22 protein-coding genes are annotated in these 23,692 nt (G+C 49.5%); 16 read left to right on the top strand and 6 right to left on the bottom strand.

The annotated features are described in order from the left end of the window. The first annotated feature begins 170 nt into the window (after positions 1 to 170). The 3 genes from arsS to G8768_RS18795 are packed head-to-tail and all read left to right on the top strand — an operon-like array spanning position 171 to position 2,669. Complete coding sequence (gene arsS, locus G8768_RS18805) at positions 171 to 1,145, top strand: arsenosugar biosynthesis radical SAM (seleno)protein ArsS (RefSeq protein ID WP_166847652.1); 975 nt, start codon at positions 171 to 173, stop codon at positions 1,143 to 1,145. 10 nt (positions 1,146 to 1,155) lie between these two features. After that, positions 1,156 to 1,980, top strand: a complete 825-nt coding sequence (locus G8768_RS18800; RefSeq protein ID WP_166847655.1) for a TIGR04283 family arsenosugar biosynthesis glycosyltransferase — start codon at positions 1,156 to 1,158, stop codon at positions 1,978 to 1,980. Continuing rightward, on the top strand, positions 1,977 to 2,669 hold the full coding sequence (locus G8768_RS18795; protein WP_166847658.1) for a TIGR04282 family arsenosugar biosynthesis glycosyltransferase: 693 nt from the start codon (positions 1,977 to 1,979) through the stop codon (positions 2,667 to 2,669). Before G8768_RS18800 ends, G8768_RS18795 begins: the two co-directional genes overlap by 4 nt. Before the next feature lie 6 nt (positions 2,670 to 2,675). Here G8768_RS18795 and G8768_RS18790 read toward each other — a convergent pair whose 3' ends face one another. From G8768_RS18790 to flgA, 3 genes are all read right to left on the bottom strand, one after another. Beyond that, on the bottom strand, positions 2,676 to 3,194 hold the full coding sequence (locus G8768_RS18790; protein WP_166847661.1) for a flagella synthesis protein FlgN: 519 nt from the start codon (positions 3,192 to 3,194) through the stop codon (positions 2,676 to 2,678). Between the two features lie 118 nt (positions 3,195 to 3,312). Further along, positions 3,313 to 3,639 (bottom strand): flagellar biosynthesis anti-sigma factor FlgM, encoded by a 327-nt coding sequence (gene flgM, locus G8768_RS18785; protein ID WP_166847664.1) that lies wholly within the window; start codon positions 3,637 to 3,639, stop codon positions 3,313 to 3,315. A 171-nt stretch (positions 3,640 to 3,810) separates the two neighbouring features. Continuing rightward, the gene (gene flgA / locus G8768_RS18780) at positions 3,811 to 4,521 is read right to left on the bottom strand and encodes a flagellar basal body P-ring formation chaperone FlgA (protein WP_166847667.1); all 711 of its coding nucleotides are present in this window, start codon (positions 4,519 to 4,521) and stop codon (positions 3,811 to 3,813) included. 218 nt (positions 4,522 to 4,739) lie between these two features. Between flgA and G8768_RS18775 the strand changes: the two genes are divergently transcribed. The 13 genes from G8768_RS18775 (at position 4,740) to flgL (ending at position 20,230) form a co-directional block, all read left to right on the top strand. Continuing rightward, on the top strand, positions 4,740 to 5,681 hold the full coding sequence (locus G8768_RS18775; RefSeq protein WP_166847670.1) for a chemotaxis protein: 942 nt from the start codon (positions 4,740 to 4,742) through the stop codon (positions 5,679 to 5,681). An 88-nt stretch (positions 5,682 to 5,769) separates the two neighbouring features. Then, the gene (locus G8768_RS18770) at positions 5,770 to 6,615 is read left to right on the top strand and encodes a CheR family methyltransferase (RefSeq protein WP_208020263.1); all 846 of its coding nucleotides are present in this window, start codon (positions 5,770 to 5,772) and stop codon (positions 6,613 to 6,615) included. A gap of 243 nt (positions 6,616 to 6,858) precedes the next feature. After that, positions 6,859 to 7,263 carry a flagellar basal body rod protein FlgB gene (gene flgB, locus G8768_RS18765; protein ID WP_166847673.1) on the top strand — a complete coding sequence of 135 codons (405 nt, stop codon included), beginning with the start codon at positions 6,859 to 6,861 and terminating at the stop codon, positions 7,261 to 7,263. 11 nt (positions 7,264 to 7,274) lie between these two features. Next, positions 7,275 to 7,715, top strand: coding sequence for a flagellar basal body rod protein FlgC (flgC, locus tag G8768_RS18760; protein ID WP_166847676.1), 441 nt, complete (start codon positions 7,275 to 7,277; stop codon positions 7,713 to 7,715). A gap of 36 nt (positions 7,716 to 7,751) precedes the next feature. Next, positions 7,752 to 8,489 (top strand): flagellar hook assembly protein FlgD, encoded by a 738-nt coding sequence (locus G8768_RS18755; protein ID WP_166847678.1) that lies wholly within the window; start codon positions 7,752 to 7,754, stop codon positions 8,487 to 8,489. Positions 8,490 to 8,622: 133 nt separating this feature from the next. After that, positions 8,623 to 11,076: a flagellar hook-basal body complex protein gene (locus tag G8768_RS18750; protein WP_166847681.1), complete on the top strand. Its 2,454-nt coding sequence runs from the start codon at positions 8,623 to 8,625 to the stop codon at positions 11,074 to 11,076. A gap of 283 nt (positions 11,077 to 11,359) precedes the next feature. Further along, positions 11,360 to 12,115 carry a flagellar basal body rod protein FlgF gene (locus G8768_RS18745; RefSeq protein WP_166847684.1) on the top strand — a complete coding sequence of 252 codons (756 nt, stop codon included), beginning with the start codon at positions 11,360 to 11,362 and terminating at the stop codon, positions 12,113 to 12,115. 46 nt (positions 12,116 to 12,161) lie between these two features. Beyond that, on the top strand, positions 12,162 to 12,947 hold the full coding sequence (gene flgG / locus G8768_RS18740) for a flagellar basal-body rod protein FlgG (RefSeq protein ID WP_166847686.1): 786 nt from the start codon (positions 12,162 to 12,164) through the stop codon (positions 12,945 to 12,947). Between the two features lie 21 nt (positions 12,948 to 12,968). Beyond that, entirely contained in the window at positions 12,969 to 13,682 is a 714-nt protein-coding gene (gene flgH / locus G8768_RS18735) for a flagellar basal body L-ring protein FlgH (protein ID WP_243749605.1), read from the top strand. A gap of 20 nt (positions 13,683 to 13,702) precedes the next feature. Further along, positions 13,703 to 14,800 (top strand): flagellar basal body P-ring protein FlgI, encoded by a 1,098-nt coding sequence (locus tag G8768_RS18730; protein WP_184679400.1) that lies wholly within the window; start codon positions 13,703 to 13,705, stop codon positions 14,798 to 14,800. Continuing rightward, complete coding sequence (flgJ, locus tag G8768_RS18725) at positions 14,800 to 15,870, top strand: flagellar assembly peptidoglycan hydrolase FlgJ (RefSeq protein ID WP_166847690.1); 1,071 nt, start codon at positions 14,800 to 14,802, stop codon at positions 15,868 to 15,870. The genes G8768_RS18730 and flgJ overlap by 1 nt, the downstream gene beginning before the upstream one ends. Positions 15,871 to 15,893: 23 nt before the next feature. After that, positions 15,894 to 18,962: a flagellar hook-associated protein FlgK gene (gene flgK / locus G8768_RS18720; protein ID WP_166847693.1), complete on the top strand. Its 3,069-nt coding sequence runs from the start codon at positions 15,894 to 15,896 to the stop codon at positions 18,960 to 18,962. 14 nt (positions 18,963 to 18,976) lie between these two features. Then, a complete protein-coding gene (gene flgL / locus G8768_RS18715; protein ID WP_166847696.1) occupies positions 18,977 to 20,230 on the top strand; it encodes a flagellar hook-associated protein FlgL in 1,254 nt (417 codons plus the stop codon). A gap of 150 nt (positions 20,231 to 20,380) precedes the next feature. On the opposite strand, the gene G8768_RS18710 is transcribed toward flgL, so the two are convergent. The 3 genes from G8768_RS18710 to fliS all read right to left on the bottom strand — a co-directional run bounded on the left by G8768_RS18710 (position 20,381) and on the right by fliS (position 23,582). Beyond that, positions 20,381 to 22,477 (bottom strand): methyltransferase domain-containing protein, encoded by a 2,097-nt coding sequence (locus tag G8768_RS18710; RefSeq protein WP_166847700.1) that lies wholly within the window; start codon positions 22,475 to 22,477, stop codon positions 20,381 to 20,383. Positions 22,478 to 22,779: 302 nt separating this feature from the next. Further along, positions 22,780 to 23,070: a hypothetical protein gene (locus tag G8768_RS18705; protein ID WP_166847703.1), complete on the bottom strand. Its 291-nt coding sequence runs from the start codon at positions 23,068 to 23,070 to the stop codon at positions 22,780 to 22,782. 128 nt (positions 23,071 to 23,198) lie between these two features. Then, positions 23,199 to 23,582, bottom strand: a complete 384-nt coding sequence (gene fliS, locus G8768_RS18700) for a flagellar export chaperone FliS (RefSeq protein ID WP_166847706.1) — start codon at positions 23,580 to 23,582, stop codon at positions 23,199 to 23,201. Between the last annotated feature and the right edge of the window lie 110 nt (positions 23,583 to 23,692).

Here is a 23,692-nt window from a genome sequence, read left to right as displayed (position 1 = left end):
GTATCCCCAGATTTGAAACCTCTGTGAGGATTTGGCGATTACGGCCTATACAATAAATGGGTGATGATGAAAAAACAGAAAACCTGAATACAAGAAGCGAAGCAGTGGCGTTACAATGCTATCGCCTAATCAAATAAGTATTAACAGGCCTGACCCTGACGAGGACGATTTTGAAAGATTCCCGTGAATTATTACTCCCCAGCGATTTTCCGGCCATTCGGCGTGCGGAACTCAACACTCTGCAGCTGAACCTGGGGTACTTGTGCAATCTGAGTTGCACCCATTGCCATGTAAACGCAGGGCCTAAACGTACCGAGTTGATGAGTACGGAAACCATCGATCTGGTGATTGAACTGCTTGAGAAGGGCGAAATCCAATGCCTGGATTTAACCGGTGGTGCGCCCGAGATGAACCCTGAGTTCCGGCGCCTGGTTCGCGCGGCGAGAGCCTTGGAGGTCACTGTCATCGACCGCTGTAATCTTACGATTTTACTGGAGCCCGGTTATGAAGATTTGGCCGAATTTCTCGCCGAACAGAAGGTGGAAGTTTGCGCTTCCCTGCCTTGTTACTCGGAACAAAATGTGGATGCCCAGCGGGGAAAGGGTGTTTTCGAGGAATCCATCGAAGCGCTACAAAAACTGAATCAGCTGGGCTACGGCAACGGTTTACCCCTGAGCCTGGTATACAACCCGGGTGGTGCGTTCTTGCCGCCGCCTCAAGGTGATCTGGAACGCGATTATAAACGTGAGCTTAAAGAGCAGTACGGCATTGTGTTCGATCATCTGCTGACCATAACCAATATGCCAATCAGCCGCTTTGGTGCAGTTCTGCACGCGAAAGGTGAATTCCAGAATTATCTGCAGCTCCTGAAAGACAACTTCAGCCAGGACAACCTCGCAGGGGTTATGTGTCGCCAACTGGTGAGCGTAGACTGGCAGGGCAATTTATACGATTGCGATTTTAATCAGATGCTCGAGATGCCGATTCACGCTTCACGTAAACAGGATGCTTTGATTGCCAGCGACCAGCCCATGCATATACGCGATCTTCTTGGACTGTCCCTGCAACATATCCCCATCAAAGTGGCTGAACACTGTTACGGTTGTACCGCCGGACAGGGCAGCAGTTGCAGCGGAGCGTTGTAAGCGGGTCACAGTGAAGCAGTTCAACGGTCCGGAAAAAAATAGCGATCAGAAAATGGATGCGGAGAAAGCCGGGAACAGGCCGCTTCTGTCGGTTGTGATTCCTGTCTATCAGGAAGCCGGAAATTTATTGGCTTCACTGGAGCATTTTCAAACGCTACGGCACAATGGCGCAGAGTTGATTGTGGTTGATGGCTATAGTCGTGACGACAGCCATCAGCTGCTGCAAACTCATTCTGAACTCTGGGATGTTTGTGTATTAGCGGGACCAGGGCGGGCGAGACAAATGAACGCGGGCGCTCACTGTGCCCGTGCAGATAAGCTGTTATTTCTGCATCTCGATTCCCGATTTCGCTCAGATTTTCCAGTCCATCAGTTAAGTGCCCTGACTGATGAAAACAATTGGGCCTATTTTCAGCTGGCCTTGTGCCGCAAGGACTTTCCCTACAATGTCATCGGGCGCTCAATTAATTGGCGTTCAAAAGTCAGTGGCAGCGTAACAGGGGATCAGGGTATCTGCCTTTCAAAGTCCTTGTTTGAGCGAATGGGTGGCTATCCCGATATTCCCCTGATGGAAGATATTGCGCTGAGTGATGCCTTGCGCAAACATAAAGCACCGTTGCCTTTCAATTACGAGCTGGAGACTTCCAGCCGGCGCTGGCAAAAGCACGGTGTTTTTAAAACCGTGTTATTGATGTGGTGGCTGCGTGCTCAGTATCGTTTGGGTGTCAGTCCCTATAAACTCGCAAAAAAATACTATCCGCATTTTTCGTTCAGTAAAGTGCAGGATAAACCGTCGCAGCCATTAGAGAAGTATCTTAAGGACACCGGCGCATGACTAAGACAACAACATCAGCGCGCTCATCTACACGGGTGGTGGTGCAGTTCGCGAAGTGGCCTGAGTTGGGTAAGGTGAAAACACGGATGCAGCCGCATTTGAGCGAGGCCCAGAGCGTCGATTTGCATCAGCAGCTACTGAGCCATTGTTGCAACACACTGTATGACATCAAACGTTGGGATTATCAATTATGGTTGGCGGGCAGTGAGCACCTTTGGTGCCCTGAAAATGCACGCGATGCTTTGTCTTCTCTGGGCATTCGACAGGCACCGAAACTGCATGGTCAATGTGGCGGTGATCTCGGTGATAAAATGGCCGACGCCGCGAGGCAATCCTTTGCGCATTATCAAAATGTGGTGATCATTGGCAGCGACTGTCCATTTATTTCCATGTTATATCTTGAGCAAGCCTTTGCTTGTTTGGAAGCGGGCAGTGATATTGTGCTTGGGCCGGCCAATGATGGAGGTTATGTGCTATTGGGATTAAAAGCCGGATTGGGTGATGCGGGTTTCTCTGCCTTGTTTGAAAACATGCCATGGAGCCAAGCCGAGTTACTGGAAGTAACGCTGGAAAAAATACATCATTCCAAACTCTCGGTTCAGCTTTTGGAAACCCTAAGCGATATTGACCGGCCCGAGGACCTGGACCTGCTCGACACCTTGTCTACTGAGCAGGTCTGGTTCAAGTAAACCTGATCAAGCTTGAATGGCTGAGCTGTTTATTGACCCGGAGCTATTGGTCTGGCCACTGGCCGTATAGAGGTTTTGATTGGCATCCTGACCGCGCAACAGCTGCATTAAACTCTGAACCGTTTGCTGACTGCGGGCAATAATTTTGCCGTTGATTTCGTTGAGCTGCTGGCACTGGGCAATGGTATCTTTCAAAGACTGCCAATGATCTTTCAAATCGGCATCGCCCATCGCATCGATCAAACTTTCCCAGGCATACTGATCATTCGGCTGTTGTAACTCGCGAAGGATTTCGGCTCTTTGTACCGAGCCGGCGTCCAAAGTATTCAACAGAGACGTCTTTTCTTCCAGCAACTCACGCAGATACTCGTGATCGCGTTCTTGCAGGGCTTCCTGTTCCTTTTCCAGCAAATGGAGCAGGGCAAGGCTGCTGGTCAGATCTTGATCCACCAGATCAGCAATAGCCAAAGTAGAAGCACTCGCAGCGCGCTTGTTCTGATTTTCTCGGGCGAGCGGGTTTGACATGGTAAGTCTCCTATAGAGCATTTTCTTATGCGCTTGGCGCAACACTATCCTTTATGTCTGGCCGGCCGAGCGAAGCCGGACCAGTTTGAACGAGGTAACACGAATTGTTTACGGAGTCTTAGCCGAACAAATCTTCCTGTTGCAGCATTTTGGCTGCAATACGCTCAGGGTTTACCTCAAATTTGCCTTCTGCAATGGCCTTCTTGATATTGGCCACTTTCTCGCTATCAACTTCAGGGGCTTTTGCAACTGCTGCTGACAGCTTGCCAAAGGATTTTGCCTCTGGGCTCAGCATGACTTTGTCTCCCACGTTGCCCAATTTGCTCTCCTGTGCGGGAGCCGGGGCCTTGGCGTTACTTTCTGCATTGCGTTCTACGCCATTACGTTCTCGTGCGGTATTGGTCTGATTGGCATTGTTAACGCCGTTGTTTGAGTTGATGACCATAGTAATAAGCCTCTGATATATATCGTGTTTTTCGCTCGTTAAGGTGTTACTTAAAGGACTCAGCTGCTCTACTGAGAGTTTTCCTTACCTGTGTTGTCGGCCGCTCTAGAGCAATCTTTAGCTTTTTTTTGCAAATAATTTGCGGGCCGGTAAACAGGGGAAAATCGCTCCTTATAGTACGACCTCCACCCGACCCGGTGCCACGACGCGTGCTTTCACGATTTGCTCAGATCGGTTGTTTTTTACTCGAATTTGTTCGCCCACTTTGCCGTCTGCCAGGGCCGTCGCTGAGGTGCTTACACTGGCACTGCCCAATCGCGCCGCCAGGATCAAATTGTCGCCTCGGCGAATGACCCTTGGCGGTGTCAGGAAATTTGCCCGTATGGCTTCACCTTGGGGAAGGGCGCGTTTTAGTTGCTGTCCAATCAACTGATGCTCTTGCAACAGAGTGTGATTGGGGCTGACCGCCTTACTTTGCCGAATAATATCGTCTTTTTCGAGGATTTGGCCCCTGACCAACGGCTGCGCAGCTACCAGAATTTTGGCATAAGCTGAAATACGGGCACTTATAAAGATGGCCCAGGGCTTAGGTGCAGAGCAACTGACACGCACGCTGGCCTGATTGCGCAGGGTGCTCGGATTGCTCTGTTCGAAATTAAGCGGTGCAGAGCAGGGGGTGAGTCGTAGGCGGCGATCAACGGCGTTTACCCGCACATCGACGCGTTCATAACCCCGTTGTAACAGCTCAGTGTACTGCTTCTTTAAGTAATGCTCGGTTTCTTGTTTAAGCACCGAGTTGTAATCCGGTTGTGCCGCTGTCAGTCCACTGAACAGGAGTGTACTGCCAAGTGCAAAGGGATATAGAAGCTGACGGAATGTCATGGCATTAATCCGAATCAATTTTTACGTTAAAGAGTTGCTCCACGCCGCCGTTATCTTTGCTAATCGCTGTACCACTCCAGCGCGGTATTAACGGCGTTGGAAAATTGACACTTTCGGCTTTAGAGAGCGATTTTCCATAGTAAAAGCAATAAGTGTGCCCATATGGCGCTAATGATTGAACCGATAACCTGAACCCAGAGTTTCCGAAGGAATACAAAATGACGAGATCTACAGCAGCTTATAAAGAAGCAATTAGTGCAGTTGGCAACACTATCGAGGTTCTGCTGTTTAAGCTTACCGGCGATCAGCTGTATGGGATTAATGTATTTAAGGTGAAAGAGGTTTTGCCTTGTCCTCCTTTAAACAGTATTCCCAACAGTGACGACAGTGTTCCCGGTTGTGCTCACATTCGTGGGCAGACGATTCCGGTGATCGATTTAGCCCAGGCGGCTGGAATGGGTGAATTGACCGATCTGGAAGACCGTTTTTTGATTGTGACCGAATACAGCCGTTCGATTCAGGGCTTTTTGGTTTACTCGGTCGATCGCATCGTGACGTTGCAGTGGAGTGACCTTTCAAAAGCACCTGCCGGTGTGGGTGAGGACAATTATTTGACAGCCGTTGCGAAAATCGACGAGAAGTTGGTTGAGATTATGGATGTCGAAAAAGTGCTGGATGAAGTCAATCCAGTCGACGAAGAAATTCAGGAAGACATTGTGCCTGATGAGATCATGCATGAGGAGCACGACCGCAAACTGATGATCATTGACGACTCGGCAGTGGCTCGCAAACAAATCAAGCGCGTTGCTGACAAGATGAATATCGAATCGGTACAGGCAATTAATGGCCAAGACGCGCTGGATTACCTCACTAAGCAAGCGGCGGATGGCCATAATCTGAATCAGGAAATTTATGCCGTTGTCTGTGATATCGAAATGCCAGGTATGGACGGTTATACCTTTGCGACCAAGGCGAAGGCCGATGAACGTTTTAATCAAATTCCAATCCTGTTGCACAGCTCACTTGGGGGTGTGTTAAACGAGGAGTTGGTGAAAAAATCGGGAGCGAATCAGTTTTTGGCGAAATTCGAGCCAAACGAACTTGCGAAATGGATCAGTACGCAGGTGGTCGCTCGCGGAGGTACTGTAGAAGAAGCTTAATCAAGGATGACATCCAATGTGGGCATTGCGGACGACAACAATGCCCCTTACACGGCTGTAGTAGCCAGTACTGATAGGGTATATGGGGATGGAGGAAGCATTGGCGATAGCACCGGGAGATACGCTCGTATTTGAGCGGTTCCGAGAATTTCTTAAAACAGAATGCGGAATTCATCTGGCTGAGAATAAGCAGTATCTGGTGCAAACGCGAGTCAAACAAATTCTAGAGCACAATAAGCTGTCCAGTTTGTCTGATCTGATCAGCCGAGCCAGCTTATCGCCGCAATTGCGTCTGGAAGTTGTGGATGCCATGACGACCAATGAGACCTATTGGTTGCGGGACAGTTATCCGTTTGATTTGTTGCGAGAGAGATTGCTCTCGGAGATTCAGACAAAAAAAGGCACCTCGCAAGGACGGATACGAATCTGGTCGGCGGCTTGTTCTTCCGGGCAGGAACCGTATTCGATCAGCATGTCGGTTCAGGAAACCCAGGGCATTCATATGCCGGTGGAGATTGTCGCGGGTGATATATCCCCAACCATGCTGAAAGCCGCACAGCGCGCAGAATATGACAGCCTGGCGATGTCTCGCGGGCTAAGCGCGGAGTATAAACAGCGTTATTTCACCCAAGTGGGTGAAGACAGCTGGCGGGTGAACCCTGATATCAGCCGACGTGTAAGCTTCCAGACCTTAAACCTTATGAGCAGTTACACAGCTTTGGGTAAGTTCGACATTATCTTTTGTCGCAATGTGCTGATTTATTTTGATCAGGCCCTGAAGCAGGATATTTTACGACGCTTTCACAGCTGCCTGAATCCTGGAGGCACTCTGTTCCTGGGGGCTTCGGAGGGTATCACCGGGGTTGAGGATTACTATGAAATGATCAACTGCCGTCCCGGGATCTGTTACATCGCAAAAGATCTCAAGGCTTAATTCCTCCAGCGGCAAGCAACTGTGCCTCTCCCTGATTCTCAGGGGAAACCTCTTGCCGCTTTGCTTTTCTTTCCGCTCATTGCTGTGTTCTTCAAGGTATTGCTCAGGGTACTAAAGTCTTTAATTCCTATAAAAATCAATACCTTATGTAAATTTTCTGTAGTTGGCCCAGCTCTTGCAATCTTTACTGGCAAATGAATAGCAACGCCCAATGGTGGGCAACGCTAAGCAGGAGAGACCCAGGTGGCCATCAGCTTTCAAAACGCATTAGGCATTCACGATTCCGCACTGCGCATTCGCGCTCAGCGTGCCGAAGTGATCGCGGAGAATCTGGCAAATGCCGATACCCCGAATTACAAAGCTCGCGATGTGGATTTTCAGGACATGCTCCAAAATGCCCACCAGCGTCAGAGTCGTGGTCTGGAAATGAACGTGAGCAATAACAAACACGTTTCCGGCGGCGCAACCATGTTCCCCAGTGATGAACTGATGTATCGCAATCCACTGGCGCCTTCGGTGGATGGCAATACGGTGGAAGCGCATGTGGAACATGCAAAGTACATGGAAAACTCCCTGGCATTCCAGAGCAGCTTCACGTTTCTCAATGGCAAATTTAAAGGCCTGATGTCGGCCATCCGCGGCGAATAGGATTAATAATCATGTCTCTGAATAATGTATTTAACATCTCCGGTTCCGGCATGAATGCCCAGAGTGTTCGTTTGAACACCACCGCCAGTAACTTGGCTAATGCTCAATCGGCAAGCGCCAGCATTGATCAGGTATATCGCGGTCGTCACCCGGTATTTGCAGCGGCGCAGCGCGATGCCATGAACATTGATTTCGATACGCTGGACGACGGTTTACCCGCCGCGGCTGGTGTACAGGTGATGGGGGTTGTTGAAAGTGATGCGCCGTTACAGCGTCGCTACGAGCCGCATCACCCTGAATCCGACGAAGAAGGTTATGTGTACTACCCCAACGTCAATGTGGTGGAAGAGATGAGCAATATGATTTCGGCCTCACGTTCTTTCCAGGTCAACGTCGAAGTCATGAACTCGGCCAAACAAATGGTGCAACGCGTTCTGACCCTCGGTCAGTAAGCGGATTTGTAACGTAGTTGGACACAGGAAAATACCATGAGTACGGTAAACAACAGCATCCAGGACAATCCCTACTTAAAGAATCTGGTGATTGGGAACACTTCCCAAACGACGCAAAGTACGGGTGCAGCGGAACCTAATAATGAATTAGGGAAGGATGCGTTCTTGGAATTGATGGTTGCGCAGTTAAAAAACCAAAGTCCGTTGAACCCGACGGAAAATGGCGAATTTGTGGCTCAGCTAGCGCAGTTCAGTAGCGTGGAATCTCTGGATAATTTGAACAATCGCTTTGACAGTTTTGCGACCAGCTTCCAATCCAATCAAGCCTTGCAGGCATCGTCACTCGTGGGTCGATCGGTAACCGTACCAGCGTCGCAAACTCAGTTACCAGCCAACGGCGTGGTGTCGGGTGTTGCCAAGATGCAGACCGCTGCCAGTGAAGTCCATCTAACCATTTCTAATCCATCCGGTGCCGTAGTAGACCAGATTCCGTTGGGTAGCCTGCCGGCGGGAGACCATAACTTCCGCTGGGACGGCAAACAGCTTGAACTTAACGGTCAGTTGCTAGATTGGCAGTCCAGTAACGAGAGTGTTCCACCGGGTGAGTATACCTTCCGTGTGAACGGCACCAGTGGTGATGGCAGTGAGCAATTTGATACCTCTCTGAGTGCTCAGGTCAGCAGCGTAACCATGGGTGCCGACAATAAACTGACTTTAAATTTGAAAGGAATGGGCTCGGTCGATTTCGATCAAATTGAACAAATAAACCAGTAATCGGGCACGTTTTTTGAAACCCGATTACACAACAACGTGTTTAAAAAAGAATTTGGATCAGAGCGGCAATGTTTGTCCTCTGTCAGAGCGAGACGGCTAAAGCGGCCGTTTCGCGAAATTTCAGGAGTGTATTATGTCATCGTCATTCAATATTGGTCTCAGTGGTATTCGTGCAGCGAACTCGGACTTGTCGATTACCGGTAATAATATTGCTAACGCCAGTACGGTGGGTTTTAAAAACTCCCGGGCCGAATTTGGCGATGTGTATTCCAATCAATTATTTGGTTCGGCTTTGAACCGCCCGGGCTCCGGTGTGAGCTTGCAGTCTGCCGCCCAGCAGTTTAATCAGGGCAGCATTAACAGCACCTCGAATGTACTTGATATGGCGATCAGTGGTGACGGCTTCTTCGTGGTCAATCAGGGGGGCGAGCAATTGTACACGCGTGCGGGTACCTTTGGTTTGGATAACGAAGGGAATGTGATCACCAATTCCGGCGCGCGTTTGCAGGGTTTCGGCGTTGATGAAAGCGGCAAGCCTAACGGTATTTTGAGTGATCTCACCATTGATGCCAGTTTGCAACAGCCCAAACAAACCAGCTCTGTTGAATCCGGTGTAAACCTCGATGCGAATGAAGAGGTACTGGAGCGTATCGGTAAAAAATTCTCCACCGATGGTAACTCTGTTGCTGTAACCCAGGTAGGTATTGCAAACCCGACCCGAACCCAGGTGGATGGTGCATCTACTGCCTTTCCTGCAGCGGGCTTTGATTTTTCTACGGATGATATTACCTTCGATATTACCTTGGCTAATGCTGAATCCGGCAATAACGGTACGGTGAGTATTAACTTGAGCACGGCCCAGGGCTTACCCGCGAACGTCGATAACTACAACGATGTGCGCACTTTGGTGAACGTGATTAACGCGCAGATTTCTTCACCGACATTGCCGCAAACAGCTATTGACGTGCAAGCGGTGGCGGTGAATGACGGCGGCGGTGATTTCCATATCGAGTTCCGTGCACTGCGCGATGGTGAACCTTCCCAGATTACCATCGACAATGGTAACGGTAATGAAACCCAAATTGGTCTGGCAACCTTGCCAGCGACGGATAACTCCGGTGCACCCGCGGTCAATAATGGTTATCCCGCCCAGTCTATTGATGTAGTCGGGCCAGACGGCAGCACGATTACCTACAACAGCACCAAGTGGGCGACCGCTGCGGCCACTTCGTCCGAGTTGAATGCGTTGGCAGGGGTTACCGCCAAGGCGTCAACAGAAGCAAGAATTACGGCAACCAACTTTAACAACCCCGGTAATAACATGGTGTTGGAGTTGAACGATGTCGCTCTTGATGCCGATGACCTGGCCGGTTTGGCGACTCAGATTAATAATTTGAGCGATACCAGTTTGTCCGGGATCAGCGCAGAAATTGTTGGCGGTGATCTGGTGATCAAATCCAGTATTGGTCACGATTTGAAATTCGCCCTGACCGGGGGTGATGATGAGACTGCCGTGCAAATTATCGGTAACGCGGATGCACCAGAGCAAATTTTGGAAATTGATACTGGCGGTGGCCTGGCCATCGCAACCGCAACCAATGCCGGTGGCAATGCCATTGTGGTAGGCGGCAAAATAGACATTCAATTGGAAGATGGTTATGAAGTGAATAACCTGAATCCTCCGGCTTTGGGTCTGTTTCAGCCGTTTAACGCCAACAGCTTTACTGATGTCGTGTTGAACCCCTTCGATCCGAATGACCCGAAGAGTTATAACCACACCACGGCCGTTAAAGTCTTTGACAGTCTGGGTAATGAGCACACTATGAACCAGTACTTCATTAAGCAGAAGTACGATCCGGCAGTAGCGGGCAGCTCGCCTAACCACTGGAAAATGGTAGTGACCATCGATGGAAAAGAAGTGGGCGATCCAGATACCTCATTGCCAGCGCCGCAGAACAAAGAACCAACCCGTGCAGAGTTTGATTTACACTTTAAGGAAAATGGTGACTTCAACACGGCTCTGTCGGACGATGTGTTGATTTCCAACTGGACACCGTTGGATGCGCAGGGTCAGCCTTTGGGCACTTTGAAACCTCTGCCCGTATTGGAAGGTGGTGTTGCGCCGGTGCCCCAGCCATCGACCACATCAAACTTCACTATTGATATGAGTAAGTCCAGCCAGTTTGGTGACAAATTTACGGTGAAGTCGGTGGATCAGGATGGTTTTGCCACCGGACGTCTTACCGGTCTGACCATCAGTGAAGAGGGCATTATCTTTGCGCGCTTCAGCAACCAGGAATCCGAGGCTTTAGGGCAGGTGGCTCTGGCCAACTTTACCAATAATCAAGGTTTGCAGCCCCAGGGCAACACCATGTGGGCTGAGAGTTTTGACTCTGGCGTGCCGAGCATTTCTTCCCCCAAAAGTGGTGGCCTGGGTTCGGTAACGGCATCGGCACTGGAAGATTCCAATGTGGATTTATCCACGGAGCTGGTGGACCTGATCATTGCCCAGCGAAATTATCAGGCCAATGCCAAAACCATTGAAACGGCTAACCAGGTAACTCAAACCATCATCAATTTACGCTAATGACAGTGGCGGCAAAGCATTGCCTAGGGGCTTTGCCGCCATTGCTTTTTAAGGTCTCTGTTGCATTTCAAGCGAATTCGATCGTATTTTCAAACCTTACCTTTCCTCTCTATCTAATTGAATTTTAAGTAGTTTTCATTAGTTGGTCCTTTCTGTTTCAGTTCTGGCATTCCATTTGCAGTTATCCGTGTACGTGAGTAAATGCGGCAAGAGTGTCGATTGAGTGACGCTTTCCCGATGATGTTTTCAGGGGCTTATTTGCCGCCACAGCAGAGAGATAGCAATGGATAGAGCGCTTTTTACCGCCATGACCGGCGCCAAAAACAATATGTTGGCACAGAGCAATCACGCCAATAACTTGGCTAATGCCAATACTCAGGGTTTCCGCGCTGACTTCACCCAGGCTCGCAGCATGGCGGTTTACTACGGCGAAGGGCATCCCAGCCGAGTGTTTTCACTTACGGAAAATCCCGGTACCGATTTTCGTCCTGGCCCTATCGATTACACCGGACGTGAGCTGGATATCGCCATGAATGGCGAAGGCTTTTTTGCGATCAGTGCACCCGATGGTACCGAGGCCTATAGCCGGGATGGTGCCCTGAGCATCGATATCAATGGCATTTTACGCAACAGTGCGGGGCACCCGGTTTTAGGTGATGGCGGTTTTATTGCGATTCCGCCCGCGGAAAAGATCGAGATTGCTTCGGACGGAACCATCTCTGCCGTGCTATTAGGGCAGGGTGTTGATCAACCGGTTCAGATCGATCGCATCAAAATGGTGAGTATTGATCATCAGGATTTGGAAAAGTTTGAGGACGGTCTGGTGCGTTTGCGCGAGGGCGGTTTGGAAGGCGCCACTCGCGATGCGGATGTCAATCTTCGTTTGCAGTCGGGTTATATCGAAGCCAGCAATGTAAACCCGGTTGAAGAGTTTACGGATTTGCTCAGCCTGGCCCGCCAGTACGAAGTGCAGGTCAAAATGATGCGCACTGTGAAAGAAAATTCGGAAGCGTCTGCACGACTGCTCCAAAGCTCTTAATCATCTTGTACGGTTTGCTTAACAGCGAAAAAGAATAGGTAACATTATGCACGCAGCTCTTTATGTCAGTAAAACCGGTTTGGCCGCACAAGATAAGCAGCTGACCACCATTTCCAATAACTTGTCGAATGCATCAACCATTGGTTTTAAACGTGATCGGGCGGTGTTTGAAGATCTTCTGTACCAAATCCAGCGCCAGCCGGGTGGTCAGTCTACCGTCGACACCCAGTTACCTTCGGGTTTGCAATTGGGTGCCGGTGTGCGTGTTGCGGGTACCAGTAAGGAGTTTACTGAAGGCAGCTTGCAGGTCACGGACCAGACTCTGGATGTTGCGATTAACGGCCGAGGTTTTTTCCAGATTGTTCAACCGAATGGTGATGTTGCCTACACCCGTAATGGACAATTCAGTTTGAACCGCGATGGCCAGGTTACCGATGTTAACGGCTTGTTGCTTGAGCCGGCGATTACCATCCCCCAGGGGACCAATCGAGTAACAATCGGCACAGATGGTGTTGTCACGGCTTATACCGATGGTCAGGTGAATGGCCAGCAGTTGGGCAACATTCAGCTGGTGGATTTTGTGAACCCTGCGGGTTTGCAGGCAATCGGCAGCAATATGTTCTATCAAACCGCAGCCAGTGGTGATCCGATTAATTCCATTCCCGGCCAGAACGGTATGGGTTCTCTGCAACAAGGAAGCTTGGAAAACTCCAATGTGGACATCGTGGAAGAGATGGTCAATATGATCACCACCCAACGGGTTTATGAAATGAATTCAAAGGTGGTTTCCACGGCAGATCAGATGCTGCAGTTTGTTTCTCAGAATATTTAATCCCAGAGCCTGGATCGCGTTATGAATAAGAAAAACCTGAACATGATCAATCGCTGCTTCGCCATTATGGCGGCGAGTTTCAGTTTGAGCGCCTGCGTTATTCAGCAGCCCGTTCAACCGGGTGAAGCGGCTTTCGCGCCCGCACACGATGTGCCTGCGCCGCTGCCGGCGCCGACTGCAGGTTCTTTGTATCGCGAAGGCGCTGGTTTGGCTTTGTATAACGATCGTAAAGCCCATCGTGTCGGTGACATTATTGAAATCATTCTTTCGGAAAGAACGACCTCTACAAAATCCTCCAGTGTTGTGACCAAGAAGGAAAATACCGTTGATATCCAGGAAGCTCAGGGTGGGGTAGGCACGATTCTGGGCAGTAATATTTCAGCATCCAATTTGAGCTTGTTAACCGACCTGGTTGGCAAACGTAATTTTAGTGGCAACGGTGATGCGGAACAAAATAACAGCTTGAGCGGCAGTATTACGGTGACGGTTTCCGGTGTGCAAAGCAATGGAAATTTGTTGGTGCGCGGCGAAAAGTGGATGACCCTGAACCAGGGTGATGAGTACATCCGTATCAGCGGCATACTGCGCCCTGATGACATTACGCCGAACAATACGGTCGCTTCCACCAAACTGGCCAATGCCCGAATCACTTACAGTGGACAGGGCGTCGTCGCGAACTCCACCAAAATGGGTTGGTTATCGCGATTCTTTAACAGTGAATATTGGCCGTTCTGATGGGTTTAGGTATCAAGTTTATGAAACACATTTGCTGTTTATTGTTGCTGAGTCTTGTTAGCCCGCTTTCATTAGCGGATCGTATTAAGGACTTGGCGTCGGTTGCGGGCGTACGCAGCAACCAATTGGTAGGTTATGGCTTGGTGGTCGGTTTGGATGGAACCGGTGACCAGACCAACCAGACACCTTTCACCACCCAGTCTTTCCTCAGCATGATGAAACAATTTGGTGTCACCGTACCGGAAGGCGAGCGTGTGACCTTGAAAAATGTTGCCGCCGTAGCGATTCATGCCGAATTGCCGCCTTTTGCCAAACCCGGCCAGACTATTGATGTCACGGTATCCTCATTGGGTAACGCCAATAGCCTGCGAGGTGGCAGCTTATTGATGGCCCCTTTGAAAGGTGTGGATGGAAATATCTACGCCCTGGCACAGGGTAATTTGGTGGTTGGTGGTTTTGGTGCTGAAGGCGCCGATGGTTCACGCATTACTGTAAATGTTCCGGTTGCAGGTCGTATCCCCAGCGGGGCAATTGTTGAGCGTGAAGTGCCCAGTAATTTCAACAGCGGTCAACCACTGGTGTTTCATTTGAAGCGTTCAGATTTTACTACGGCAAAACGTGTGGCCGATGTCATCAATACAACCCTGGGGCCGGGTGTTGCACGGCCTATGGATTCTACGTCGGTAGAAGTGGATGCACCGATTAATCCTTCTCAGCGTGTTAGTTACCTCTCTATGCTGGAAAACCTTGAGGTTACACCAGGTGAAGAGGCGGCCAAAGTCATCATCAATTCCCGTACGGGCACCATTGTTGTGGGTAAACATGTGAAAGTAGATCCGGTTGCCGTAACCCATGGCAACTTGACTGTTACGGTATCGGAAAGTGTTGAAGTCAGTCAGCCCAATGGTCTGGCGGCGGGGACCACGGCTGTGGTGCCTGACAGTCAGGTGTCTATCGAGGAAGAAGACAATCCGATGTTCAAATTTGCGCCTGGACCCTCACTGGAAGATATTGTTCGCGCCGTTAATAACGTGGGCGCTGCGCCAGGCGATTTGATGGCAATACTGGAAGCCCTGAAACAGTCCGGTGCTCTGAAAGCAGAACTGGTGGTGATTTAATGAAAAATCTCGATACCTTATCTCGCCCCAGTCTGGCCAATGCAGGGGTTAACTATAACGACCTGAACTCCCTGAATTCCATTAAGCAGGCCGGGCGGGACAAAGACCCTGAATCCCTGCGCAAAGTGGCTCAACAGTTTGAAGCGATGTTCATCCAAACCATGTTGAAAACCATGCGCCAGACCAATGAAGTTTTTGGCAAGGATAATTTTCTTAACAGCAGCGAAACGGCGCTGTATCAAGGAATGCTCGATGACCAAATGAGTTTGTCCTTGAGCAATGGCCGTGGACTGGGCCTTGCGGATGCCTTCTTTCAACAGATGAATCGCCAGTACAACTTTTCTCGTGGAGAAAACGCTGGGGAAGGTGGCGACCAACGATTGGGCAGTTCCATGACTTCCCACACAGGTCAGCTCAATTCGAGCAATCAATTCCAGGGCGACATTAATTGGCAGGCCGTTACTCGTGGTTCAGCCTTTGAGGGAATCGATCTGGCAGCTATGCGCATCAAGATGGAACACGCTGCAGAAGCACGTCGAGCATTCATTGACGCTGGCGCCAATAAGGCTCGTGAGGTTCAAGGCGGTTTGACTCAGTCGATGGCCAACAGTATTGAGAACTTTATCGAGCAGTTGGCACCAGCGGCTAAACGCATCGCGAATTATCTGGGTGTTGAAGCCAAAGGCATTATCGCCCAGGCGGCATTGGAAACGGGTTGGGGCCAGCACATCATTCAGGATGATCGAGGCCAAAGCAGTTTTAATCTGTTTAATATCAAAGCGCGTGGTGGAGAGCCCAGCGTTGCTGTGAACACGCTTGAGTACCGCAATGGACAGGCTGTTCAGGAAAAAGCGGAATTTAGAAAATACAACAATATTCAAGAAAGCTTCAACGACTATGCGCGTTTGTTGAAAGAAAATCAGCGCTATGAAAGCGCCTTGGCTGAGGGTAAAGATGCCGGAAGTTTTGCAGAGCAATTGCAGCAAGCCGGTTATGCGACTGATCCTAACTACGCTGACAAGATTAAGCAGATCCTGCAGCGTCAAGAATTTAAGTTGCTGGATAAATAGTGCGACTTGAAGTGGAATAGATTATGAGCAACGGACTTTTAAATATTGGACGTACCGGCTTACAGGTCAGCCAAAACCAATTAAATACCACCGGTAATAATATTACCAATGCCAATACGCCTGGCTATAGCCGCCAGCGTGTCGATGTGGCGACACAGGACAGTTTCCTGACCTCGGCGGGTTATATTGGTACTGGTGCCAAAGCCATTGATATTGAGCGGGTCGTCAATCAGTTTGTTATCGAACAAGTCCGTGTCAGTGGCTCAACCTACAGTCACTTGGATGAATATTCCAATAAGCTTTCCCACCTGGACAATCTGTTAGCTAACAAGTCCAGTGCCATGTCCGAAGTGTTGAATACCTTTACGGCCTCTGTGGCAACCGCATCGGATGATCCTGCATCCCTGCCGGCGCGGGAGTCGGTTCTGGCCCAGAGTCGAATTCTGGCTGAGCGATTTAATACCCTGGATAAAACCATGTCGGATATTGCTTCCGGGATTAACGATGAACTGGAAAGCATCACTCAACAAATCAATATTCTCGCGAACGCCATCGGTACTTTGAATAAGCAGATTGTGGAATCCAGCGGAAGTGCCAGCATTCAAGGCCCCAACAGTTTATTCGACCAGCGCGATGAGTTGATGAAAGAGCTCTCCAGTCTGGTGAATGTGTCGGTGGTGAATGAGAATGATGGCAGCGCGAATGTATTTTTCGGTAATGGCCAAAGCCTGGTAGTCGGTGCGACGACGTATGAACTGCGTACCATTCAGGGTAAAGCGGACCCCTCGCGTGCGGATCTGGTGATTCAAGATGGCGCGACTCTGAAAACCATTACCCAGGATGTCACCGGTGGCAAAATGGGCGGATTGTTGGAGTATCGCAAGAACTTTCTCGATCCGGCCATCAATGAACTGGGTCGAATGGCCATTACCATTTCCGACACCATGAATCGCATTCAAGCGGGTGGTTTGGATCTGGAAGGGCATTACGGTTCGGACTTATTCCGTGATATCAACGATCGCGAATCGGTGTTGTCACGCGTGGCCTATCACGTTGAGAATGAGTCGCCAAACGATCGCATCATCAGTGTTGAAATTACCGATACCAGTAAACTCAGTGCCGATAACTTTGAGATGCGCTTAACCGGCGGTGCTCCCAGCGTTTTTGAAATTCTGGACAGCAAAGGCTCGGTGGTAAAAACCGGAGGTCTTGATGGCGTTTTCCCCCAGACCATTGAAATGGATGGTTTTAAAATCACCCTGGAAAGCGGCAACTTCAGCAATGGCGACAGGTTTATTATCAAGCCCACCCACAATGGCGCAGGCAATATCAGCTTAACGGGTATTCAGGCGGATGGCCTGGCCTTTGCGCAACCAATTGTGACCGGTACCTCTTCGGGAAATACCGGCAATGGCAGTATTTCCAAAGGTAATGTGGTATCGGCGGTGGACCCGAAAACCGGCGAATTGTTACCGACCTTTCAAAAGTCGGGTGCGTTGGCACCGCCCTTGCTGATTCAGTTTACGTCGGAAACTTCCTACGATGTTTTGGACAATACCGATCCGTCAAATCCGATAAGTCTGGTTCCCCCATTGGAAAACCTCAAGTTCACACCGGGCATCAGCAATGAAATCCTGCCCGGTAACGATGGCCAGACCTTTATGATCAGCGATGGCTTCAATGCCGCTCGTACTCCTATGGCAAATGAAGTGGTATCGGGGCCAATCGGTACCGAAGCACCCAATGCCATTGTGGATGAGGTGATCACCATTTCGCGGACTTTGGACAATGGCAGTATTGATAACCAGAAGTTGGTGATTCCACAGGGACAGTCGGCGCAAGCGGCAGCGGCCTTGCTGAGTGAAGCCGACGGTGTGAGTGCGACGGCGTCCAGTTACGCGGAATTTAATGTTCAGGATAACGGAGTCGGTACTGATTTCGAATTTTATTTGAATGGAAAACAACTGACACTTTCCCAGCCCAATCTATTGGGAACATTGCCTTCTCCGATGACCAATGATTATCTGGCTGATGCGATTAATACGGACGGTAATCTGCAGGCGCAGGGCATACGCGCTGTGAGTGATGGTAAAAGTGTAAAGGTATATTCCAATCAAGGCGTGGACTTGAAATTCCAGGTCGAGGGTGGCACCGGTGACAGTGTTGAATTCAAAGGGAAAGCACCGGCTTCAGCATTGGGCACTGTGAACGTTAACAATCCCGTGAACTTTAATGCTGGTGGTCCGAACAGTTTCAGTCTGGATCTGTTTGATGGTCCTGCTGGGGCCAGTAATCCTCGTACCGTTGAGTTGGAAGGCAGCTTCAGCGATACCAAGCTGCTGTTGGAGCATGTGCAGACACAAGTCGATAAGGCCTTTGGTGAGGCCGGCAAGGTCACGGTCGCTCAAAACCCCGATGGCACTATTCGTTTTGACACTGTTGATAATGATATGGCCACCCGTCTTCGGGTGACTGGCCCGTTAGGTGCAGACCCCCTGGGTTTAGCGGCTGCGGTTGCGCAGGGCACTCAGCGTCCCGATGATATTCTTCAGGTAAACGGTGTCGGTGCGGGTAACGTTCAGGCCCTGACCTTTGCGGGGCAGGTATCCGTAACCATGGAAGACGGTTACACGCTGGGAACGGACGCGGCCTCGCGGGGTAACTTCTTTTCCCAGAGCAGCAGTGCCCAGCCTGCCTTTATGGGGTATGGATTAAACATCAGCGGGAACCCGGACAAGGGCGATAAATTCACAGTCGATTTCAATACCGATGGCAGTTCGGATAACCGCAATGCCCAGGCATTGATTCAGCTAATGGACCAACAAACCGTTGGTGGACAGGCGAGCTTCCAGCAGGCTTATTCCCAAATTGTGGAAAAAATTGCGACTGAAACCTTTGAGGCAAAAAGCAATCGCGATGCTGCCAAGGTAGTGCATGAGCAGGCCGTGAGCCAGAGGAACAGCATTTCCGCAGTGAACCTTGATGAAGAAGCGGCCAACTTAATTAAGTTTGAGCAAATTTATAACGCTTCTTCCCAGATCATCAATGTATCAAGGCAGACATTTGATACCTTACTCGGCATCTTCCGATAACGTAGGTTGAGATTATGCGTATATCATCTATTCAAACCTTTACCACCAGTGTGAATCGAATTGTCGATTTAACCGGGCAGGTGGGTAAGACCCAAAGCCAAATCTCGGCCGGTACACGTATTCTCCAGCCTTCGGATGACCCGGTGAATGCCGCCAAGATTCTGGATTTGCAACGAGAATTGGATTCACGCGATCAGTACATCAAAGATATTAATCTGTTGGAAAATCGGGCCAAGCTGGAAGAGGCGACGCTAAAAACCGTTAACGATACCTTGATTCGTGTGCGCGAGTTGACTACCCAGGCCGGTAACGGTGCTCTGATTCAGTCGGATAAGGAAGCCATCGCAGCGGAATTAAAGCAGCGCCTTGATGAGCTGAAAAACCTGATGAACACCAAAGACACTTCCGGTGAGTACTTGTTTGCAGGTTACAAAGGCAATACCGAGCCTTTTGTGGATACCGGTAATCGAAACTTCTTGTTTGAAGGCGATGAAGGTCAACGTTATATTCAGATTTCCAATACGGTAAGTATTCCAGCAAGTGATTCAGGTAAAGACATTTTTGTGGATATCAAAAGTGCTCAAAATACCTTTACAACGCTGGCCAGCGATAGCAATACCGCGGTTCCTCCGGCGACGGTTTCGGTGGGTGTTGTTGTTGATCAGGAGGCCTACGATGAATTTTATCCGGAAGATATTATTATTGAGTTTCAAAATCCTGATGAGCGTACGCTGGTAGGGCTGCCAGCACAGGCAAACTTCAATATCATCTCCAAATCCGATGGGCGTGTACTGAAGGAAAACCAGCCCTTCATCTCGGGCAAGCCCATCGAAATCAACGGCGTTCAGGTGCAGATCGAAGGCAATCCTAATACCGGTGATACTTTTCTGATTGAATCGTCTGAAAACCAGGGTTTGCTGACCAGTGTCAGTCGTTTGATTTATGGCCTGGAAACACTGGGCACCTCGGATGAAGACAAGAAAGCCTATAATCAGCTGATTGAAGATTCCATTAACAACTTAAAATCCGCTGAAAACAGCATTCTGGAAACTCGTGCCGAAATAGGTGCACGTCTGAATACCATGGACAGTACCCGAAAGCTGCATGAAGATTTGAAGCTGGTCAGTACTGAGTTGCTGTCGGATATTCGTGATCTGGATTTTGCCCAGGCAAGCAGTCAATTGTCTTTTGAATCTTTCGTATTGCAGGCGGCTCAGCAAAGCTATGTGAAAATTGCGGGTCTCTCTTTGTTCAACAGTCTACGATAAATTTCTGTTTATATATCTGTCTCCGACACCTACCTTCAAGACATAAAAAAGCCGCCTGAATAAGGCGGCTGTGTCGAAAACAAACATTCTTCTTTGTCGAAACACTCAAGAACAAACTGCAGATATTTCGATGCTATTGCTTGCTGCTGTTCAGTTGCGTACGTAAAACTGGTACATGCCACCGAAGGTTAATGGGTTTCTCTCTTCGTAGGCTTCCCAGTAGCCCAGGTTGCGCATGCGTTCATCGAGAGGGTAAGTCTTGCGATAGGTCTGATAGTGTTTGGCTGGTACCCGAACAAAACCAAGAAACTCCATGTCCAGATCTTCACAAAAGGCCTCGATTTGCAGTGGTGTAAATCGGTGCTCCTGCTCATGAAACAGAAGATCACGGCAGCCGCTCAGGCTATAGAAATCTGGTGATGACAATACAGCAGGCCATTGTTCCGGGCGAGAGAGAATTTGCCTTCTCAGTTCGCGCATATCTTTCGGACGACTTTGCAGTTGCTGTTCTGCAATCATTTCGCGACACATTACAACTTCAGAGCGAGCCCGTTCGCTGTACAAGCCGATTTTCATAATACCGCCAGGCCTGAGCAGCTGTTTTAGAACTCTGGCGCCTTCCTGGGGAGAATTCATATGATGCAGTACGCCGCTGCATTCAATAATATCGAAGCGCTTCTTGATATTTTGTAATTCCAGAATGTCCGCTTGAAGAAATTCGATATTGTTTAGCTGATATTGATCCGCTTTCACCTTGGCGTAAGCCAAACTGGCATGACTGATGTCAATCGCGGTTACCTGAGTGTTTCTGAAATAACGCGCACACTGTAGGGCGTGCTTACCCGTGCCGCTGCCGGCCACTAAAACCTGGAGGGTTTGCCCTTGCTGTTTGGGGACAAAACCATGCTCGGGCAGAGCGGTGTCCAGAGCCTGCTGATATTCTGTTGGCGTTTGATAGGGCAGAGCCAGCCAACGAGGATAAGGGTTTTCCTCGTATTGAGCTTTGACTCGGCAAGATACGCTATCGCTGATGGTGCCAAGGCTTTCGATGCGAATTTCTTTTTCCGCCTGACTGAAGCACAACTTCAGCAGTTGTCCGAGATTCGTCAGCAGGGCGCCGCCGGTATTAATTGCTGAAGCCGTATCAATCATATGATTGAGCATGGCGCCGTTATATAAACTGGGAAAACAGCTGCTGGGCTCGTACATCACCAGACTGACCCAGTTATCCAGCAGAGTCAGCTGTTGCTGCTGGTCCAGCTCTTTATGCTGGAGAATCAATTCAGATTGCTGGATTCGGCCTTCCAAAACCAGACGCTCACTGTCGTCGTAAGCCATAACATGTTCATTGTTAAAGGCCTGGATCGCGAGGCAAATCTTCAAATTCAATTCGTCGAGATTGCAACGCCGGGCAAACAACAAATGCTGTCTAACCGAACTGTTCAAATCCTCAATCAAATCCGAACTGAAAATGACGACCTTAAGGGCCTGTAGATAAAGTGTGTCCTTGCTCAGCTGGGCAATATCGACTTGGCTGTTTTTGTCACTTAGCTGGTAGCGGTGCGCCAGCAAAGACGCAATCAGACGTGATAGGTCACTGTGGTCGACATCTTCCAGACCCAGATAGAACCGCAGCTGCTCGTCGAGTTCCGGAGTATCCGTGTCCGCAGTCAGCTGCTTTAAACAGGCAAACAGATTACTTTTAACATGGGGATCATCAGGGTTTTGATGAATCAGGCGCTTATAGATGTTGAAGGCGCTGACGATTTCCCCTTGATGGAAGCAGCTGTAAGCATAAGCCGCCTTCGCCCGGAAGTGGCTGGGTTCGAGCTTTACTGTTTTCTGAAAGCATTCACGGGCTTTCTCGTGTTCGTTTTCGGCCAGATATACGTGGCCCAGGCTAAACCAGCAGACGCTGGCATTGGGGGCATACTGTAGGGCTTGGCGGATAAACTTCTTGGCTTTCCTCAGCTCATTACAATCCAGAGCGATACGTGAGAGTAGGGCAAGAGCATCCGCGCACTGGGGGTAGATATGCAAAATATTTTTGCAATACTCCCGACAACGCTGGCGTAACTGAGCGACCTTTTGTTGTGAGATTCCCGGTGCCAGACTCTCGCCGTAACAATCGGAAGATTTTCTCAAAAGCTTGTTGAGAATTCTCCATTGCCCGTGACTGAGATTCAGCTCGGTATGATGTTCGCTTTGTGCCCTGGACGGGGTCTGCCTTATCGCTGCTTGTGTCACAATTTAGCCTTCCCAATTCTAATTCAAGCGTTTTGCTACAGTGCCAATTTCTTAACGACTTTCTGCAAACGCTGTTGAGTATTTAGGGAAAATGCAAATACCTTGCCAATCGCAGCAAAAATACTGATGGCTGAGCATGTTTGGGTAAATTTCAATAAAATCAGTATCTTATTAGGATGTCTGGTAAGAGGTTTAAGCAAAAAAGAAAGCCGCAGGCTCGGCTGCGGCAAAAAATTGCCATTGTGGCAATTGGGGGGAGTAGTTCGTTTTTGGCTTCCGCCTGGCTTGGCGGAGGCCGGAAATTACTTGGCGACACTCAGATAGCTGATGGCTCCACGCTTGGCTTTATTCAGAGCATCGGCCTGCTTGCTCAGATCTTCCTGGCGCTGCTTTAGATCCTCAATCACAGATTGGTAGCACTCCAGAATACGACCGAGTTCGAGAATATCTTGTTCGGTGGCGACACCCTGGCCGGCAATTTGTCCCCCGTCCAGGATCGTTCTCAGCTGCTGGTCAATATCGAGAAGTTGATTCCAGCTTTCTTCTTGCGCGGCATCAATGATGGCCAGGCGCAGATTGCGAATAGCGCTCATAAAAGTCCTGTCTTTGTGTGCTGGGGCAGTGTGCCCTAAATTCTGTTCCACGGTGCTGTCCTTTTTCACTGCCGGTTAAAGCAAGTGTCAATCTAGCAAATAGCGAGTTAGCAAATAGCAGGCCAGCCTTAAGCTTCGATTTCCTGCCAAGCGGCATAAATGCCATGCAACAAGCTATACACTTCTTCAATCATTGCTGGACTGTTCTCTGCGTTGGCGCTGAACAAACGAAAGGTCATATAGTCGTACAACTGCTCAAGGTCGCGGGTCATATCTGGATTGTGCTTGTGGTCCAGTGACTCGCGCAGACAGTCAATCATCTCGGTGGCTTTACCAATAAAGCGGCTGCGTTGCTCGTGTTCGCCGCGTTCGGCATGACCTTTGGCTTTCGCCAAGCGGTCTAAAGCGCCCCCCATGAGCAAACTGATCAGTTTATGTGGCGATGCATCCAATGCGCTATAGCTGTTGTTTCGCTGATATTGCGCTGCTGCAGAACCTGAACCGTAAAACATAATATACCCCGTGTGTTTTTAACGATGCGTCATCGCACAGATGTGTTATGTAAATGTTTTCGGCCAGGGGCAGGGTGGCTTTAATAAAATCCCGGAAATTTATCTGCCGT

It is taken from the genome of Pseudoteredinibacter isoporae (assembly GCF_011602085.1).
In the GTDB taxonomy this organism is placed as follows: domain Bacteria; phylum Pseudomonadota; class Gammaproteobacteria; order Pseudomonadales; family Cellvibrionaceae; genus Pseudoteredinibacter; species Pseudoteredinibacter isoporae.
Note: the sequence above shows the minus strand (reverse complement) of the source record. Positions and strands in the feature narration are given on the sequence as shown.

Excerpts from the sequence above, each read along its gene's own strand:
- G8768_RS18745 (WP_166847684.1), top strand. The coding sequence starts at position 11,360 with ATGGATAGAGCGCTTTTTACCGCCATGACCGGCGCCAAAAACAATATG.
- G8768_RS18750 (WP_166847681.1), top strand. The coding sequence starts at position 8,623 with ATGTCATCGTCATTCAATATTGGTCTCAGTGGTATTCGTGCAGCGAAC.
- G8768_RS18770 (WP_208020263.1), top strand. The coding sequence starts at position 5,770 with ATGGAGGAAGCATTGGCGATAGCACCGGGAGATACGCTCGTATTTGAG.
- flgC (WP_166847676.1), top strand. The coding sequence starts at position 7,275 with ATGTCTCTGAATAATGTATTTAACATCTCCGGTTCCGGCATGAATGCC.
- G8768_RS18705 (WP_166847703.1), bottom strand. The coding sequence starts at position 23,070 with ATGAGCGCTATTCGCAATCTGCGCCTGGCCATCATTGATGCCGCGCAA.
- G8768_RS18790 (WP_166847661.1), bottom strand. The coding sequence starts at position 3,194 with ATGTCAAACCCGCTCGCCCGAGAAAATCAGAACAAGCGCGCTGCGAGT.
- flgH (WP_243749605.1), top strand. The coding sequence starts at position 12,969 with ATGAATAAGAAAAACCTGAACATGATCAATCGCTGCTTCGCCATTATG.
- G8768_RS18730 (WP_184679400.1), top strand. The coding sequence starts at position 13,703 with ATGAAACACATTTGCTGTTTATTGTTGCTGAGTCTTGTTAGCCCGCTT.
- G8768_RS18775 (WP_166847670.1), top strand. The coding sequence starts at position 4,740 with ATGACGAGATCTACAGCAGCTTATAAAGAAGCAATTAGTGCAGTTGGC.
- flgK (WP_166847693.1), top strand. The coding sequence starts at position 15,894 with ATGAGCAACGGACTTTTAAATATTGGACGTACCGGCTTACAGGTCAGC.
- flgA (WP_166847667.1), bottom strand. The coding sequence starts at position 4,521 with ATGACATTCCGTCAGCTTCTATATCCCTTTGCACTTGGCAGTACACTC.
- fliS (WP_166847706.1), bottom strand. The coding sequence starts at position 23,582 with ATGTTTTACGGTTCAGGTTCTGCAGCAGCGCAATATCAGCGAAACAAC.
- flgM (WP_166847664.1), bottom strand. The coding sequence starts at position 3,639 with ATGGTCATCAACTCAAACAACGGCGTTAACAATGCCAATCAGACCAAT.
- flgL (WP_166847696.1), top strand. The coding sequence starts at position 18,977 with ATGCGTATATCATCTATTCAAACCTTTACCACCAGTGTGAATCGAATT.
- flgJ (WP_166847690.1), top strand. The coding sequence starts at position 14,800 with ATGAAAAATCTCGATACCTTATCTCGCCCCAGTCTGGCCAATGCAGGG.
- G8768_RS18755 (WP_166847678.1), top strand. The coding sequence starts at position 7,752 with ATGAGTACGGTAAACAACAGCATCCAGGACAATCCCTACTTAAAGAAT.
- G8768_RS18795 (WP_166847658.1), top strand. The coding sequence starts at position 1,977 with ATGACTAAGACAACAACATCAGCGCGCTCATCTACACGGGTGGTGGTG.
- flgG (WP_166847686.1), top strand. The coding sequence starts at position 12,162 with ATGCACGCAGCTCTTTATGTCAGTAAAACCGGTTTGGCCGCACAAGAT.